20 protein-coding genes are annotated in these 15,884 nt (G+C 37.0%); 12 read left to right on the forward strand and 8 right to left on the reverse strand.

What is annotated here, in order from left to right; translation table 11 throughout:
- Window positions 1-120: 120 nt before the first annotated feature.
- Window positions 121-1,158: a UDP-glucose 4-epimerase GalE gene (gene galE, locus SGJ10_01390; protein MDZ4756777.1), complete on the reverse strand. Its 1,038-nt coding sequence runs from the start codon at window positions 1,156-1,158 to the stop codon at window positions 121-123.
- A 434-nt stretch (window positions 1,159-1,592) separates the two neighbouring features.
- Window positions 1,593-2,174: an acyltransferase gene (locus tag SGJ10_01395; GenBank protein MDZ4756778.1), complete on the reverse strand. Its 582-nt coding sequence runs from the start codon at window positions 2,172-2,174 to the stop codon at window positions 1,593-1,595.
- Window positions 2,175-2,207: 33 nt separating this feature from the next.
- Here SGJ10_01395 and SGJ10_01400 point away from each other — a divergent pair, with 33 nt between their 5' ends.
- Window positions 2,208-2,330, forward strand: coding sequence for a hypothetical protein (locus SGJ10_01400; GenBank protein MDZ4756779.1), 123 nt, complete (start codon window positions 2,208-2,210; stop codon window positions 2,328-2,330).
- A gap of 34 nt (window positions 2,331-2,364) precedes the next feature.
- Here the strand turns inward: SGJ10_01400 and SGJ10_01405 are convergent, their stop codons facing one another.
- Window positions 2,365-3,216 (reverse strand): transketolase, encoded by an 852-nt coding sequence (locus SGJ10_01405; protein MDZ4756780.1) that lies wholly within the window; start codon window positions 3,214-3,216, stop codon window positions 2,365-2,367.
- A 122-nt stretch (window positions 3,217-3,338) separates the two neighbouring features.
- Between SGJ10_01405 and SGJ10_01410 the strand changes: the two genes are divergently transcribed.
- Window positions 3,339-4,001: a hypothetical protein gene (locus tag SGJ10_01410; protein ID MDZ4756781.1), complete on the forward strand. Its 663-nt coding sequence runs from the start codon at window positions 3,339-3,341 to the stop codon at window positions 3,999-4,001.
- Between the two features lies 1 nt (window position 4,002).
- Here SGJ10_01410 and SGJ10_01415 read toward each other — a convergent pair whose 3' ends face one another.
- The 3 genes from SGJ10_01415 to SGJ10_01425 all read right to left on the reverse strand — a co-directional run bounded on the left by SGJ10_01415 (window position 4,003) and on the right by SGJ10_01425 (window position 6,473).
- Entirely contained in the window at window positions 4,003-5,079 is a 1,077-nt protein-coding gene (locus SGJ10_01415) for an acyl-CoA desaturase (GenBank protein MDZ4756782.1), read from the reverse strand.
- A 91-nt stretch (window positions 5,080-5,170) separates the two neighbouring features.
- Complete coding sequence (locus tag SGJ10_01420) at window positions 5,171-5,329, reverse strand: DUF6728 family protein (GenBank protein MDZ4756783.1); 159 nt, start codon at window positions 5,327-5,329, stop codon at window positions 5,171-5,173.
- A gap of 154 nt (window positions 5,330-5,483) precedes the next feature.
- Window positions 5,484-6,473, reverse strand: coding sequence for a YihY/virulence factor BrkB family protein (locus SGJ10_01425; protein ID MDZ4756784.1), 990 nt, complete (start codon window positions 6,471-6,473; stop codon window positions 5,484-5,486).
- A gap of 73 nt (window positions 6,474-6,546) precedes the next feature.
- Here SGJ10_01425 and SGJ10_01430 point away from each other — a divergent pair, with 73 nt between their 5' ends.
- The 8 genes from SGJ10_01430 (at window position 6,547) to SGJ10_01465 (ending at window position 12,306) form a co-directional block, all read left to right on the forward strand.
- Complete coding sequence (locus tag SGJ10_01430) at window positions 6,547-6,939, forward strand: hypothetical protein (protein ID MDZ4756785.1); 393 nt, start codon at window positions 6,547-6,549, stop codon at window positions 6,937-6,939.
- Window positions 6,940-6,943: 4 nt separating this feature from the next.
- On the forward strand, window positions 6,944-8,041 hold the full coding sequence (atpB, locus tag SGJ10_01435; protein ID MDZ4756786.1) for a F0F1 ATP synthase subunit A: 1,098 nt from the start codon (window positions 6,944-6,946) through the stop codon (window positions 8,039-8,041).
- Window positions 8,042-8,091: 50 nt separating this feature from the next.
- Window positions 8,092-8,355, forward strand: coding sequence for an ATP synthase F0 subunit C (gene atpE, locus SGJ10_01440; protein ID MDZ4756787.1), 264 nt, complete (start codon window positions 8,092-8,094; stop codon window positions 8,353-8,355).
- Between the two features lie 118 nt (window positions 8,356-8,473).
- Entirely contained in the window at window positions 8,474-8,968 is a 495-nt protein-coding gene (locus tag SGJ10_01445) for a F0F1 ATP synthase subunit B (GenBank protein MDZ4756788.1), read from the forward strand.
- A 6-nt stretch (window positions 8,969-8,974) separates the two neighbouring features.
- Entirely contained in the window at window positions 8,975-9,523 is a 549-nt protein-coding gene (gene atpH / locus SGJ10_01450; protein MDZ4756789.1) for an ATP synthase F1 subunit delta, read from the forward strand.
- 12 nt (window positions 9,524-9,535) lie between these two features.
- Window positions 9,536-11,116 (forward strand): F0F1 ATP synthase subunit alpha, encoded by a 1,581-nt coding sequence (gene atpA / locus SGJ10_01455; GenBank protein MDZ4756790.1) that lies wholly within the window; start codon window positions 9,536-9,538, stop codon window positions 11,114-11,116.
- 44 nt (window positions 11,117-11,160) lie between these two features.
- Window positions 11,161-12,045 (forward strand): ATP synthase F1 subunit gamma, encoded by an 885-nt coding sequence (gene atpG, locus SGJ10_01460; GenBank protein MDZ4756791.1) that lies wholly within the window; start codon window positions 11,161-11,163, stop codon window positions 12,043-12,045.
- Window positions 12,046-12,159: 114 nt separating this feature from the next.
- Complete coding sequence (locus tag SGJ10_01465; GenBank protein MDZ4756792.1) at window positions 12,160-12,306, forward strand: hypothetical protein; 147 nt, start codon at window positions 12,160-12,162, stop codon at window positions 12,304-12,306.
- Window positions 12,307-12,478: 172 nt separating this feature from the next.
- On the opposite strand, the gene SGJ10_01470 is transcribed toward SGJ10_01465, so the two are convergent.
- Complete coding sequence (locus SGJ10_01470) at window positions 12,479-13,072, reverse strand: hypothetical protein (GenBank protein MDZ4756793.1); 594 nt, start codon at window positions 13,070-13,072, stop codon at window positions 12,479-12,481.
- A gap of 656 nt (window positions 13,073-13,728) precedes the next feature.
- The gene (locus tag SGJ10_01475) at window positions 13,729-13,935 is read right to left on the reverse strand and encodes a hypothetical protein (protein MDZ4756794.1); all 207 of its coding nucleotides are present in this window, start codon (window positions 13,933-13,935) and stop codon (window positions 13,729-13,731) included.
- A 238-nt stretch (window positions 13,936-14,173) separates the two neighbouring features.
- On the opposite strand from SGJ10_01475, the gene SGJ10_01480 reads away from it, so the two are divergent.
- Both SGJ10_01480 and SGJ10_01485 read left to right on the forward strand, forming a co-directional pair.
- Window positions 14,174-14,686 carry an SRPBCC domain-containing protein gene (locus tag SGJ10_01480; GenBank protein ID MDZ4756795.1) on the forward strand — a complete coding sequence of 171 codons (513 nt, stop codon included), beginning with the start codon at window positions 14,174-14,176 and terminating at the stop codon, window positions 14,684-14,686.
- Window positions 14,687-14,874: 188 nt separating this feature from the next.
- Entirely contained in the window at window positions 14,875-15,201 is a 327-nt protein-coding gene (locus SGJ10_01485) for a hypothetical protein (protein MDZ4756796.1), read from the forward strand.
- The last annotated feature ends 683 nt before the right edge of the window (window positions 15,202-15,884 follow it).

Here is a 15,884-nt window from a genome sequence, read left to right on the forward strand (position 1 = left end):
CAAGTGCTTAGATTATTTATACTATATATATATATATATATGGCCAATGATGAGTAGATGTTTGTCTAGTCTTCGAATTCCTGATAACTATCGGGACAGACTGACAAACATGCACCTTACTCATAACCCCAACTTCAAAATCTCCTGCTGCCATTTCCATGCAGAGATCATCGCATCAGCCAATGATAATTTTGTTTTCCAACCCAACTCCTTGTTCGACTTGGTGCAATCGGCCCAAATTTGTATGACATCACCGTCACGCCTTGGGCCATACTGGTGATTGGCTTTCACCCCTGTAGTTGCTTCAAAAGTATTTATTGCGTGTTTTACCGAAACGCCTTCACCAGTTCCCAAATTATATAATTCATACGTATATAATTGTTTGTTGTTTAACATACGCTCTACTGCGGCCACATGTGCATCTGCAATATCAACTACATGTATATAATCGCGTATACAAGTTCCATCGGGTGTATTATAATCACTACCAAAAACAGTGATCATGTCGCGTAAACCAGCCGCTGTCTGTGTAATAACTGGTATCAAATTACTGGGTTGACCAATGGGCAACTCCCCTATCAATCCTGACTCGTGGGCACCTATCGGATTAAAATAACGTAACGCAATTGCATTGATAGTTCCTGTTTTTGTCGTATCAACTAATATCTCTTCGCAAATTCTTTTCGTGTTTCCGTAAGGTGATTCTGCGGGCTGTAAAGGACAATTTTCATCCACCGGTAATTGGGTTGCATTTCCATATACACTGCACGAAGAAGAGAACACCAAATTCTTTACTTGATGTTTTTGCATGGACTGTATTAAGGTAACGAGTCCGCCCAAATTATTATGATAATACTTCAAGGGCTCGGCCACCGATTCTCCCACAGCTTTATACGCAGCAAAATGTATCACACCTGATATATCACTATTCTCAGCAAATAGTTTGTCCATTTGCACGGCATCGCACACATCCATATTATAATACTTGGGACGTACGCCACTAATTTGCTCAATGCGATCCAATATAAACAAATGGCTATTGGATAAATTATCGACTATAATAACTTCATAGTTTTGCTCAATGAGGGCCACTGCAGTATGACTACCGATATAGCCAATACCGCCGGTCACGAGTATTTTTGATTTTTTATTTTGCATTTTTCATTTTTTTACACCGTCATTCTGAGTCTCGTCAAACGATAATTTCTAATATTTAGAAATACTTTATAGACGCTACGAAGAATCTCATCATAAGTAACGCTTCAAAATAATTGCAAATTTAAATGATTTGGGGTTAGATTTAACTCACAATCAAAACATGATAGCAAATACCCTATTCTTCCTTTTTTAATCTTCTGTGCTCACCGAAGTAATCTATATTAAAGAAATTTTCATTATACCCTTTTCTATCTGCATGTACATATAATGCATGCAATGCAACATATTTCAATAATTTCCCTTCATCCTTAGTTAAAAGAAAATAAACGTGCAATTACAATCAATATGTTTTTCATTATAGAAATATTTTAATTAAACATATAATCCACTACATGGCAAAAATATTCAAATTATTTTTTACTAAAAAAATAAATTTATATCAATCTCACCAAACCATCCTTTAATATATATTTCTGTCCGCTTTCAGAACAAGTGGCTTCATTATTTGAATTGAATATTAATTTATTCCCCCGCTCACTTACCCATCCCGTTTGCCTAGCAGGATTACCCACTACCAATGCATAATCTAGGATATCTTTAGTTACTACAGAGCCCGCTCCTATCATAGCATAAGCACCGATGGTATTGCCACATATAATAGTAGCATTGGCACCTATTGTTGCTCCGCGTTTTATGATAGTCTTTTTAAATTCTTCTTTGCGTTCTATAAAACTTCTCGGGTTTATTACATTGGTAAAAACCATACTCGGCCCCAAGAAAACATCATCTTCGCAAACAACACCTGTATATAATGATACATTGTTTTGCACTTTTACATTATTACCTAAAACTACACCGGGAGCTACCATTACATTTTGTCCCAATATACAATTATTACCCAGACTGCTACCAGGCATTATATGGCAGAAATGCCAAATTTTACAGCCCTCCCCTATTCCACAACCATCATCTATAATGGCTGTAGGATGTATATAATATTTTGGCGGGGTTTCGATAGTATATAATATATTTACAAGTTAGTTGAGCTTATGAAAAAATTCACAACTTGGCAATTTGTTACTGAGGTCATCCATAGTAAATCGCAACTCTTCGATAATCCCAATAACCCCGCAAGCTTGCGGAGGGACAGCGTGACAAATCGTAAATCGTAAATCGTACTCACCGCGACGAGGTACATCGTACATCTTAATAATCACCTAAAGTTTCTTCCAATTGACCAAGTGCATCTGCAGTTTGTTCGGCATTGGGGAATATGCCATGCCATTTATGGCTGCCCATCATATAGTTTACGCCTTGTCCCATTTCTGTTTTCATTAATATACAAACGGGTATGCCTGTTTTTTGACCAAGTGTTTTGGCTTCTTGCAATTTGTTCATCACATCTTCCATATCATTTCCCTCCATATCAATTACCTTCCATTCAAATGCTTCGAACTTGCTACGCAGATTTTGGAAACCCATAATATCTTTGGTGTCTCCATCTATTTGTCGACCATTTACATCAACTGTTAAAATAAGATTGTGAATTTTGTTGTGCCCCGCAAACATGAGTGCCTCCCATATTTGTCCTTCCTGCAATTCGCCATCGCCACAAAGGCAATATACAGTTTTATTATCTTCATTCAGTTTTTTAGCAATAGCTGCACCCACCGCTACTGATAGTCCTTGGCCCAATGAGCCAGAAGCAATACGCACACCGGGCAAATGCTCGTGTGTGGTAGGATGCCCTTGCAAACGGCTATCAATCATACGAAAAGTAGCCAGCTCTTTTTTATCGAAATAACCACTATGTGCCAGCACTGAATAAAATACTGGAGAAATATGACCATTCGACAAAAAGAAAATATCTTCTCCTTTCCCATCAATATTAAACTTTCCAGGATGATGCTCCATCACACCAAAATAAAGTGCGGTAAAAAAATCGGCACAGCCAAGTGAGCCACCGGGATGACCTGATTTTGCACTTGCCACCATTCTTACGATATCACGCCTAACCTGCGAGGCAATGCTTTTGAGTTCAGTTATATTACTTGTCATAATGTGTGGACGAAATTAGGCAACTTGTAACTTTATATAGCGAAATTAGTTACGATATTTGCACACAAATTATTCCCCATTTTTTGAAAATCAGATTCGTTTCCGTTTTATTTTTTACCTGCATGATTTTTCAAGCCCAGGCACAAAGTGAATTCAAATCATTTTGTGATACTTTTCTTTGTGCGGTCAAAAAAAAACCATCACTTACTGGATATTTAGATGGCCGTCGTTCTTTTGTAAATAGTTTCCCGGCAAACGTATTTGGAATATTTGGCGGGGTAAATTATGGAAAAAGATTAGATGTAGGTTTAGCTTATTACACTACAGCTTTCTCAACACCTTATGATGTTACGATTAATAAGGGAACTGCTTTTGAATATAAAGCACTACGAAAAATCACGTTCGAATATTTAGCTATAAAAGCAGATTATACTTTTTATAAAACCAAGCATTGGGAATTTTCTGTTCCTATATCAATTGGCAGAGGTAATGGCCATATATATAATTACCATACTGATACCAATAAATTATACAATTATACTGATTTAAAAGTTATGCCGCTTGAAATGGGCGTAACTGGTATCTACTTATTTTATGATTGGATAGGACTCTCTTCAGGATTAAGTTATCGTTTGAACTTAACCAATTGGCAATACTTTAATGAGTTTACAGCTCTAAGCTATACTGCTGGAGTTTCTGTAAGGTTCGGTACACTTTGGAGGCATGTCAAAAAGGGTCCGACACATTGGTACAAAGGCTTCCGCGGGGCTTGTTGCTTATTTTAAATTAGGAAGCTACAGATAGGTTTTTCAAATGTTTCATATGCGAAACAAATGCTCCAAACATAGTAGGATACTCATTATAAGTAATGTTAAACTCTTTGCAAGTATCAATCAAAATCTTATTGATTTTGCGGTAATGCACATGGCTAATTTTGGGGAACAAATGATGCTCAACTTGGAAATTAAGACCACCCAATAGCCATATAAGAACTGGATTGTTGGTGGCAAAATTTGTAGTGGTAAGCAATTGGTGAACTGCCCAGTTCTGTTCAATTTTATCATCCATAGTTACTGGGGTAACAAACTCTGTATTCTCAACGATATGTGCCAATTGGAATACAATAGCCAATATTACTCCATTCACAAATGACATAATGCTATAGCAAATCAATACATTTACAAAACCTACATAATAAGAAGGTATAACAAAGAATATAGCAATGTGTGCAAATTTCGAGACCCAGAAATTAATATGCTCGGCCATGTCCATTTTCTTCATCGGTGTATTCTCAGCAATTTTCCCTGTAAAATACTTTTTAAAGTCGCGGTAAAACACCCAAAAAAAGTATAATAAGCCATAAGCAAACATACAATATATATGTTGGAAACGGTGGTACCACTTATGTTGTTGTTCTTTGTGCAAACGCATAAAAGGTTTGATGTCTATATCATCATCCATACCTTCAACATTGGTATAAGTATGGTGATTTTGATTGTGTTTCTGTTTCCAAAGGAATGAGTTACCGCCCAATACATTTAAGGAATGAGCCATCACTTCGTTCACCCATTTGCTTTGCGAGTAACTACCGTGGGCTCCATCGTGCATCACATTAAAACCAATAGCGGCAACATTAAGTCCGCCAATAGAACACAATGCTACAACCAACCATATTTGAGATGGGGTAAAAAACACCAACCAAGAATAAATGAATGCGAGCGAGGCAATGAGAATTCCTGTTTTGAGGTAAAGCTTCCAGTTACCAGTAGGGTTTATTTTGTTTTGGATGAAATAACCATTAATACGATCACGTAGGGTATTGAAAAATTGGTTATCTTGATTTGCAAATTTAATTTTTGACATGTAAAGTTATATAGCTAAAAAGCGTTGCAAATATAGGTCTAATTTTCCTAGCATTCAGATTTTTTAGTCCACACTTGTATAACATATTGATTTAAAACAAATAACGAATCACGATTACAATTAACGCAATAAGGAACATAAAGATGGAAATACGGTTCATTCCATGCATAAAACGAACATTGATATCAGGCTTAGTACCCGTATTTACAGGCTTTCTGATATATAAATAGATAAGAAATTTATTCCACATAAGGATTTTTGATTTACGATATACCTCGTCGCGGCGATTACGATGTTTGATTATTGATTTACGATCTATGATTTGTTGCTGACGCTTGATTTATTTTTGTCGATAGCTTATGATGCCAAGCCCCTATTCGCCGCGGCGAACTGAATCTTGAATCCTATTCCTTAATAGGCTTATTCTCCAAAACAACTTCTTTTTCCAATTGCTCAGCAGTGATTGTCTCAGGGTTTATTTTTTTCTCTTTTAGTTTTTCTAACGCCGCATTCAATTCATAACCATATAAAATAATGAGGGCATTGAAATAAATAAGAAGCAAAATAACCAATAAGGTTCCTATTGAACCATACAATTTATTATAGGAATTGAAATTGTTTACATAATAGGCAAATATAGCAGTGGCCCCTATTGTGAAAGCAGTGGCCAACAGGATACCTGGGTTGAGCAAATCGAACTTCCTTTTTACAGTACTGCCAAAATAATACATACTTGCGATTACAAGCTGATATAAAAAAATAGTGAAAGCCCATTTCACCACTACCAGCGTGTAATAAGTAAACTTATCTGATATATAATGTTTATGAGCCATCCAGTTCAATCCATACTGCCCCACCGTGAATAAAGCAATAGCGATTACCACCGCTAAAGATAGCAGAAGTGTAAGGTATAATGAAAGTAACCTTCTTTTTAACTCGGTTCGTTTTTCTTCTGCCGAGTCATATAAACTGAATGCCTTGAACATATTAAAAAAAGCATTGCTGGCAAACACCATGGCCGAAAAGAAACCAAATGACAATAAGCCCCCGTGTTGGTTTTTCAATATATCGGTCAATGTTTTTTCGACAGCTTTAAATGCACTTGTTGGAATTAAAGTGCTTAGGTACGACATGATCTCTTTATGAAAATCGCCAATGGGGATAAATGCGATGAGGGTGAAAAAGAAAATGGCGGCAGGAAACAAAGCTAAAAAAAAATTGAAGGCCATTGCCGAAGCCCGCATACTAATATCGTTGTACTGAAAAGTGAAAGTAAAATATTTTACAATTGCCCCAATGGGCACTTTTTCTAGCCCAGGGAGCGATACCCTATTGAACCAGCGGATAAAAGCACGGTAAAAAACTTTCTTTTTGTAATTCGTAAACCAAGACATTTGCTGCAAAAATCGTTATATAATATTTATTATCATCATTTTTAAAATAAAAGACCGCAACTTTGCAACCCGAATGAAAAAGTTTACTGTTAAAATTCTAATCCTCACTGCCATTTGTTGTGCGGTTAATTATGGCTTACAAATGTTAATGCCTAAATGGAACTTGAAACCTGTCTATCCAGCCATTTTATATTATTTAGCGATTACTTTGTTGGTTTTTTTCATCAGCATGATGGGTGTGGGAAAAAACAACAAATTATTTATCAAAGCTTTTATGACAGGGCTAAGTTTGCACCTCATGTTCAGTGTGGGTGGACTGGCTGCTTGGCTTATCTTTCTAAGGGACTCCACTGTGCCGCTTAATATTCCATTCATCGTTTCTTATTTATTATTAAATATTTTATTCACAGGATTTGAAATTATGAATTTGATAACTACCTTGCGACCGTTTTCAAAAAAGAATTAAATCCGTGAGAAGTACTGTTAAATCAAGAAAGTTTATAAATTATTTCTTCAAATATTTTGGAGTACTCGTGTTTTTCACGACATTTTCGGTAGCCAAGGCCGAACACGAGCCCGCTCACGAAGCCACTTCTGAGCATCACGATAAAGCCCACGACAAATTTAAACCGGGCGAAATGATTTTCGACCACATTAAAGACAACCACGATTGGCATTTGTGGGATTATAATGGTCATCCTGTTAGCATATCTCTTCCTGTTATTATATATAGCCCTGGTAAAGGCCTCGAAAATTTCTCTTCTTCACATTTCGAACATGGCCATGCCTCTTATATGGGATATAAATTGGTCAACAAAAAAATTGTTGCTGAGGACGGACATAAATTCTACGATATCTCCATTACCAAAAATGTAGCAAGTATGTTGCTCGGAGTTTTGCTTTTATTAGTTGCTGCTCTTTATGCTGCCAAACGTTACAAAAAGAATTCAGGCAAATTATATGGTGTACAATCATTTCTTGAGCCTGTTATTTTGTTCATCCGTGATGATGTTGCAAAACCTTCCATCGGCGAAAAAAGATATGCCCGTTATATGCCTTTCTTATTAACGGTGTTTTTCTTCATCCTTATTAATAACCTTATGGGGCTTATCCCTATTTTTCCATTCGGGGCTAACGTAACTGGCAATATAGCCGTTACCATGGTATTGGCAGTACTTACCTTTATTATAACAACTTTCTCAACCAATGCAGCTTATTGGAAACATATATTCATGCCTCCAGTACCTATAGCTATGTATATTATTATAGTGCCTATCGAAATATTGGGCGTGTTTTTAAAACCACTGGTATTAATGATACGTTTGTTTGCAAACATTACAGCAGGACATATTATCATACTGGGCTTCTTTAGCTTGATATTTATATTTGGCGAAATGAGCAAACCACTCGGTTATGGTGTAACGGTATTATCGGTTGCCTTTAACTTAGCCATGAACTGTCTCGAGCTTTTGGTAGCTTTCCTTCAAGCATACGTTTTCACCTTACTTGCATCCATGTATTTTGGACAAGCAGGCGAAGAACATCACCATGAAGAAGCACATCATTAATAGAATATAATTTTAAACTCAATATAACTAACAATTAAATAAATAAAACCATGAGTCTTTTAAATGTAATTATGCAAGCGGCTGTTGACAATTCAGCAGGATTTGCCAAAATGGGTGCAGGTATCGGTGCTGGTATTGCTGCATTGGGTGCAGGTGTAGGTATTGGCCGCATTGGCGGTAGTGCCTTGGAATCTATTGCCCGTCAGCCAGAAGCCATCGGCGACATCCGTACAAACATGATCCTTGCCGCTGCCCTTGTAGAAGGTGCTGTGTTCTTTGGTATCGTGCTGTGCTTGTTGATCTTGTTCGTTTAATCTGCAACAAATCTTTAACAAAGTTACAGGTGGCGGGCATCTGCTTTCCACCTGTGGCTTTATACAAGTGCATCAAATTTTTTCAATTAAAAAAAAACCAAGTAATACTTAACCCAATATGGATTTAGTTACACCCGGACTCGGACTGCTGGTATGGGCCACTGTAGTCTTCCTAATATTACTCTTTATATTAGGCAAATTTGCTTGGGGACCTATCCTCAAAGCATTGAACGATCGTGAGAAAAAAATCACGGACTCACTCGAACTCGCCGAAAAAACTCGCCTCGAGATGGAAAACATTAAGGCGGGCAATGAGAAAATGCTAAAAGAGGCCAGCATCGAGCGTGACAAAATTTTGAAAGAAGCCAAAGAAATGCGTGACTCAATTGTAGCCACTGCAAAAAAATCGGCTGATGAAGAAGGTCGTCGCATGATAGCCCAAGCAAAAGACAGTATCGAAAAAGAAAAATCTGCTGCCATGGCCGAGCTTAAAAATCTATCTGCAACTATTGGGGTAGAAATTGCTGAGAAAATTCTTCGCAAAAAATTGGAATCGAATACCGAGCAAGATGCTCTGATTGCTGATTATATCAATCATCTTAACCTTAACTAATATATAATGGCTGAACATAGAGTATCTGGACGTTATGCAAAATCATTGGTTGATTTAGCAGTAGCCAATAAACAACTGGATGCAGTGAAGGCTGATGTGGATTTGATTTTGGGAACTTTAAAAAGTAACCGCGATTTATTTAATGTATTACAAAGCCCTATCATTAATAGCGGTAAAAAAACAACTATTGTAGACGCGGTATTTAAAGGCAAAGTGAGTGAAACTACTTATCAGTTTTTGAATTTGGTAATTGAGAAAAAACGTGAACCTTTATTATGGGATATCTGCAATTCTTTTACAAATCTATTTAATACTATTAATGGTATCATTAAAGTAAAAGTAACTACGGCTGTTGCTCTTGCCGAAAAGCCCAAGGCGGAAATTGAAGCTTATCTTCAAAAAAATACAGGAAAAAAAATAATACTAGAAACGGCTGTCGATCCCAATATTATTGGGGGTCTCGTTATCCGTACCGAAGATGGTTTGTATGATGCCAGCATCTCAAACCAACTCACCAAAATTAAACAGACACTTAACAAAGTTCATATTTCATAAACTATTATAATCATGTCAACAATAAGACCAGACGAAGTATCAGCCATTATCCGCGAACAACTTGCGGGCTTCAAAAGTGAATCACAACTTGAAGAAGTAGGTACTGTATTACAAATAGGTGATGGTATTGCCCGTATTTATGGGCTTACCAAAGTTCAGTCGGGCGAGCTGATTGAATTTGAAAACAACCTCCGTGGTATCGTACTTAACCTTGAAGAAAACAATGTGGGTGCGGTGTTGCTAGGTAGCTCAGAAAATGTAAAAGAAGGTGATACCGTAAAACGTACAGGCAAAATTGCTTCGCTTAAAGTAGGTGAAGGTTTATTGGGCCGTGTAGTGGATACACTCGGTAATCCCATAGATGGAAAAGGACCCATCACTGGCGAACTATATGAAATGCCTTTGGAGCGTAAAGCCCCTGGGGTAATTTTTAGAGAGCCTGTAAAAGAGCCTTTGCAAACAGGTATCAAAGCTATCGACTCGATGATTCCAATCGGTCGTGGCCAACGTGAGTTAATCATTGGCGACCGCCAAACTGGTAAGACCGCAGTTGCTATTGATACTATCATCAACCAAAAAGAATTTTACGATGCTGGCAATCCAGTATATTGTATATATGTAGCTATCGGGCAAAAAGGTTCTACCGTTGCTCAAATAGTAAAAACCTTGGAAGACAATGGTGCGATGCCTTATACAGTTGTGGTAACTGCTACTGCTTCCGATCCAGCACCCATGCAATTCTTTGCCCCGATGGGCGGTGCCGCTATCGGTGAATTTTTCCGCGATACAGGTCGTCCTGCATTAATTGTTTATGATGATCTTTCAAAACAAGCCGTTGCTTATCGTGAAGTATCTTTATTGCTTCGTCGTCCTCCAGGGCGTGAAGCTTATCCTGGTGATGTATTCTATTTGCACAGTCGTTTATTAGAGCGTGCCTGTAAAGTTATTGCCAATAATGAAATCGCTTCGCAAATGAATGACCTTCCTGAATCGATGAAAGCCATCGTAAAAGGTGGAGGTTCACTAACTGCTCTCCCTATTATTGAAACACAAGCTGGTGATGTATCAGCATATATTCCTACCAACGTAATTTCTATTACCGATGGTCAGATATTTTTGGAAAACAACCTCTTCAACTCAGGTGTACGCCCTGCTATTAACGTGGGTATATCAGTAAGTCGTGTGGGTGGTAATGCTCAAATTAAATCAATGAAAAAAGTGGCTGGTACTCTTAAACTTGACCAAGCACAATATCGTGAATTGGAAGCATTTTCTAAATTCGGTTCCGACCTCGATGCAGCTACCAAAGCCGTGTTGAACAAAGGAGTTCGTAACGTGGAAATTTTGAAACAAGGACAGTTCTCTCCTATGTCGGTCGAGAAACAAGTAGCTATTGTATACTTAGGAAGTAAAGGTTTATTGAACTCAATCCCTGCCGAAAAAGTACGTGATTTTGAAGCCGCTTATTTGCAAATGTTAGATACCAAACATAATGATACTTTGAAAGCTTTGAAAGCTGGAAAAATTGATGAATCTGTTACTGATGTTTTGGAAAGCGTTTGTAAAGATTTATTACATAGTTATCAATCGTAAATCAAATCCGTCGCGACGGAGTAAATATTAAATATTAAATTGTTTTGGCAAATTTAAAAGAAGTAAGGGTACGCATCAAGTCGGTAAGCTCAACACAGCAGATTACCAAAGCCATGAAATTGGTGAGTGCTACCAAATTGCGTAGGGCACAAACTGCCATTATGCAAATGAGACCTTATGCCCAAAAGCTGCAAGGTATTATGCAAAACGTGGGTGACAATATTGATTCGCCTGAATTAAAAAGTTATTTCAGCCAACGCAAAGTACAAAAAATATTATTGGTTGTAATTACCAGCGACCGTGGATTATGCGGAGGTTTTAATGCCAATGTGGGCAAAATGGGACGTGCTTTAATTACCGAAAAATATAAAGATATTGCTGATGCCGGCAAATTAGATATGATGTTTATTGGCAAAAAAGGCCAGGAATTTTTCAATAAATATAAATACATCAAACAGATTACTAATTTCCGAGATTTGTTCCAAAACCTAAACTCTGATGGTGCTTTTGCAGCAGCCGAATGGATATTGGAAGCATTTGCCAATAAGGAATATGATGTAGTGGAAATACTATATAATGGTTTTAAAAATGCGGCCACACAAATACTTACCGATGAGCAAATGTTGCCCGTAGCAAAAGCAAAATCCGACAGTAATGCTGCAAGCAAAAACGATTATATATTTGAGCCCGATAAAACAGAAATATTGGAAGATTTAATTCCACGTTCACTCAAAACACAATTATATAAAGCCTGCCTAGAATCATTTGCTGCTGAGCATGGTGCCCGTATGATATCGATGGATAAAGCTACCGACAATGCTGGTGAATTAATTAATGAGTTGAAACTACAATATAACCAAGCACGTCAAGCATCTATTACCAAAGAGTTAAGCGAGATTGTAGGTGGTGCCGCTGCGATGGCGAGCTAATCCTACCATCATTCTGAGTGATAGTTCGAGCGAAGAATCTGTTAGAATCGAAGGGTTACATTTTATATTTTTCCTATTGAAGAATGGCAAACGCTAAAATCAAAGTACACTGATTTGCAGAAAGAAGAAGCAGAAAATGTGCTGGAATTAGAACCGTGGCAAAAGAAAATTATCGATGAAAGACTAAGTGACTATTATACTAACCCCAAAGATATAGCTGACTTTGATATAACAATTGACGATGTTGAAAAAGGCTTATGAGTTATTCTTTTGTTAGCAGGCCCGCTGTTAAAGATGATATCATTGGCATCACCAATTATTACAAAAATATCTCCCCGAAACTTGCATAACAGTTTTTGTTTCGTATCCGAGAAGCTAAGATTTATATAGCTCAATCGCATAGGGAACTATGCATTGTGGAAGACCGCAATTTTCAATAATATGTATAAATTATCGTTCCATTTTTACCAGGAGCTCCATGCTTATATGGAGTATTCGTTTTTGGCATTTTCGCAACATTCCACTTTGGAGGGCTATATGCTATTTCAGAATTTGTATAATAGAGCCTACCTCTTCCAGACATTATAAGAGCCGGATCAGTGTTGTAATAATATCCTGCTTTAGGTGCAATTGAAAGCGTTATTTGTAGAAAACTTACTCCTCCTTGCCCTTTCTGTCCTCCTTCATTTGTTATTCTTATCTGGTCTATGTATTCCCTATAAATTTTGTCGGCATATACCATCACATCTCCACCATTACCGCCATTACCTCCGGTTCCGCCTTTGCCAGCAAGACCCCATTTAAGAACAGAATCCGTTTTTTCAATATACCCACATTTACCTCCGTCTCCAGCGTTTGTTCCATTTCCAGCTATGATGTAAAGCGAGAAAATACCGCCATTCATAATATCTAAATAATATATATAGGATGTATCGGACGCAGTAACTGTTATTTGTGCTATGGAATCAATATTGTTTGCTCGGCCTACCCTGATGTCCAAATCCTGGCCCCTAATACCATCAACCATCCGATCCATTTTTTCCGTTTATTGAATCCATGACGATATTATGAAACTTATATTTTGTAGCTGAGTCTATTCTATTGCCATCCTTGTCGATTCCATGGAACGTTTGTTTTGTCGTTGAGTCTATTCTATAAATTTTGCCATTATTTCCATCTCTTTGTACCTCTGCTAAAAGAATAGGTTTAAAAATCGTTCTTTCATTTGAACATAAATAGATTTTGGTATTAAAAAGGTATTTATTGTTTTGTTAGTTTTCCTGTTGACGAAGTTTATATATTTATTAATTTGGGGATTTTCGTATTTAAGTTTATACTTTCCATGCTTAAAATGAACATCTCCAGTAACCATTATTTCATTTAGAATACTACTGTTTTTGGGTTCAGAGTCATTGCGATAGAAATTTGGAGAGGCCAGTTTTATGCTGCCATCATCAAAATATACTTTTATGCCGCTCTGAAAAATATTGTGAAAATAATCACGATTCCTATCCCCAAATATTGGTTCAATTTTTAAAATGCTCAGTAATAAAATTTGAAAAGTTAATTCCTAACAGCGGAGATCTACATCGTAAATCAAAAACCTTAAACCAATAAAACAAAAAAGGCCAACTCATGGAGCTGACCTTTTAAATTTTTAGTCCCGAAAGCTATCGGGATGGCTTAGAAACCTTTTTTAGCTACGCCATCTTTAATAGCTTGCAGGGCTTTTGCTTCGCCCATAATAGCAGCCATTTTGTTGCCTTTGCCATCATGTCCTTTAGCCATGTAGCCACCTTTAGCAGTTTTGCTTACTACAGCATCCTGCATAGGTACATTCTTTTCTTTGGTGTTAAGGCAATAAGCCTTGATCATTTTTGTTGCGTCCATTTTGTTGTTTTATTTTATTTGTACGGCAAACGTAGGTGAGAAATCTGTAATTCAATCAGTCTTTTTACGTCTGTGGAGTTTATATGGAAAACTTCTCGTTATGTGAGAAATTGCGGATGTTGTCCAATAATCTAGTTTTTGGTGGGTTTACTGGTAATAGCTTACTTTTGCCAATCGTTGTCAGTCTGAGTTCATCACTGGAAAAATAAAAAATTTAAAATAAAAATTATAAAATACCATGGAGCCCTTAATCATAACAAACACTATCACCATCAATGCCCCTGCTGCTATAGTATGGGACGCATTGGTAAATCCTGAGCAAACAAAAAAGTATATGTTTGGTTGCGAAACAGTTTCCGATTGGCAAGTAGGAAGCAGTTTAATTTGGCGGATGGATTATGAAGGAAAAGAATTTATAGCCGTAAAAGGGAATATTGTAAAAATAGAACCTGATATATTTTTAGCCTATACCGTCATCGACCCCAATAATCCCAATATAGAAGATATTCCTGAAAACTATTTAACGGTAACGTACAGTTTACATTCAGATTTGCCAACTTTGCAATCGGGCACGCAAGCAAAGGTGTCAAATCTGCACACGCCAAACGACCAAACTATTTTGACCGTTACCCAAGGAGATTATAATACTGTAGCAGATGGCGAAAAAAGATATAAGGATTCCTATAATGGAGGAGAAGGATGGAATCCGATTTTACTAAAGATAAAGGAAGTGCTTGAAAGCAATGTTTAATGCCATATTAAATAATTACGAATGTCGTTCGCCGCGGCGAAACGAATTACAACTATACGGCGTCAGCAATACGCCGCGGCGGAAACCATTAATCATTATCAAATAACTATTTGTTCCACTTATAAATTAGCACCTGTGTTTCTTTTTTGTAAAACTTGATTTACATTTGTTCTTTAAATCTTAACAGCATGGAGCCAAATCTATTATATCAAGCAATGCAATATCGAGTGGATGGGAAATCGCTGCAAGAAATACATACTATTTTATCTAGTGAAGGATTTGGAGAAGACGAAATTTCGGATATTATATATCATACTCAAAAAGTCTATCATGCCAAAATTAGAAATCACGGTTTTATTGCAATACTGATAGGTGCAGCAATACTTCTAATTGGTTTCTTTATACTATTATCAATTGAGTTCGACAACCCCTATTTCGAATATGTATTATATGGCTTAAATATCATTGGTGCCACATTGGTGTTTTATGGGCTAGTAAAAATATTGGGATGGTAATTGATAAATGACCCGCTACCAAGAGATAAATGCAGCCCTGCACTAGCTCTTCATCAGTAGCTGATTTCATTTTCTGTTCAGATGCTGAACAGACTTCATAAATAAAAAACGTTGCCTTGGTGTACTTATTTTTTTCTAGGCCATGCAAAAATATAATAAATATGGCATTAAAGCGGTATCCCCATTGCTGTTTTTAACTATGATGGTTCGATAAAGTTTATTTGATTAAATGAAGACTATGACTCGGCTTTTGTAAAATAAAAAAAAATCCCGCCGCGGCGGGGCAAAATATAAAATATAAAATTAAAAATATTCTCAGGGCGTGCCGCCGAAGCGGCGTCGGGCTATTCGCTGCAAGTCCTTGCTCGCCCGATAGCTATCGACCCCTCACTGTGGCCTGCCGGCGGCAGATCCGCTGCTATCCCTCACGCATCTTATGCGTCATAACATAGCCATAACTATTTGCTCATTATTAACACACGCTAGTGATATATTTAAACCTTGTTTAAATATATCATTTTTTTGAAGAAGTTGTATAAAGAAGATTCGATTCTAGAACTTTTTTCTTGTTATTTGCATCCATAAGAAAAAATTAACAATAAAATTCTTTGAAAAAACCTTAAAGTACCAAGGACGGTTAAGTTCATCAATATCAGAATTTAATACTGTTGCTAATTATGCAC

The sequence above is a fragment of the Bacteroidota bacterium genome (genome assembly GCA_034439655.1).
Taxonomy (GTDB): Bacteria; Bacteroidota; Bacteroidia; order UKL13-3; family UKL13-3; genus CANJUD01.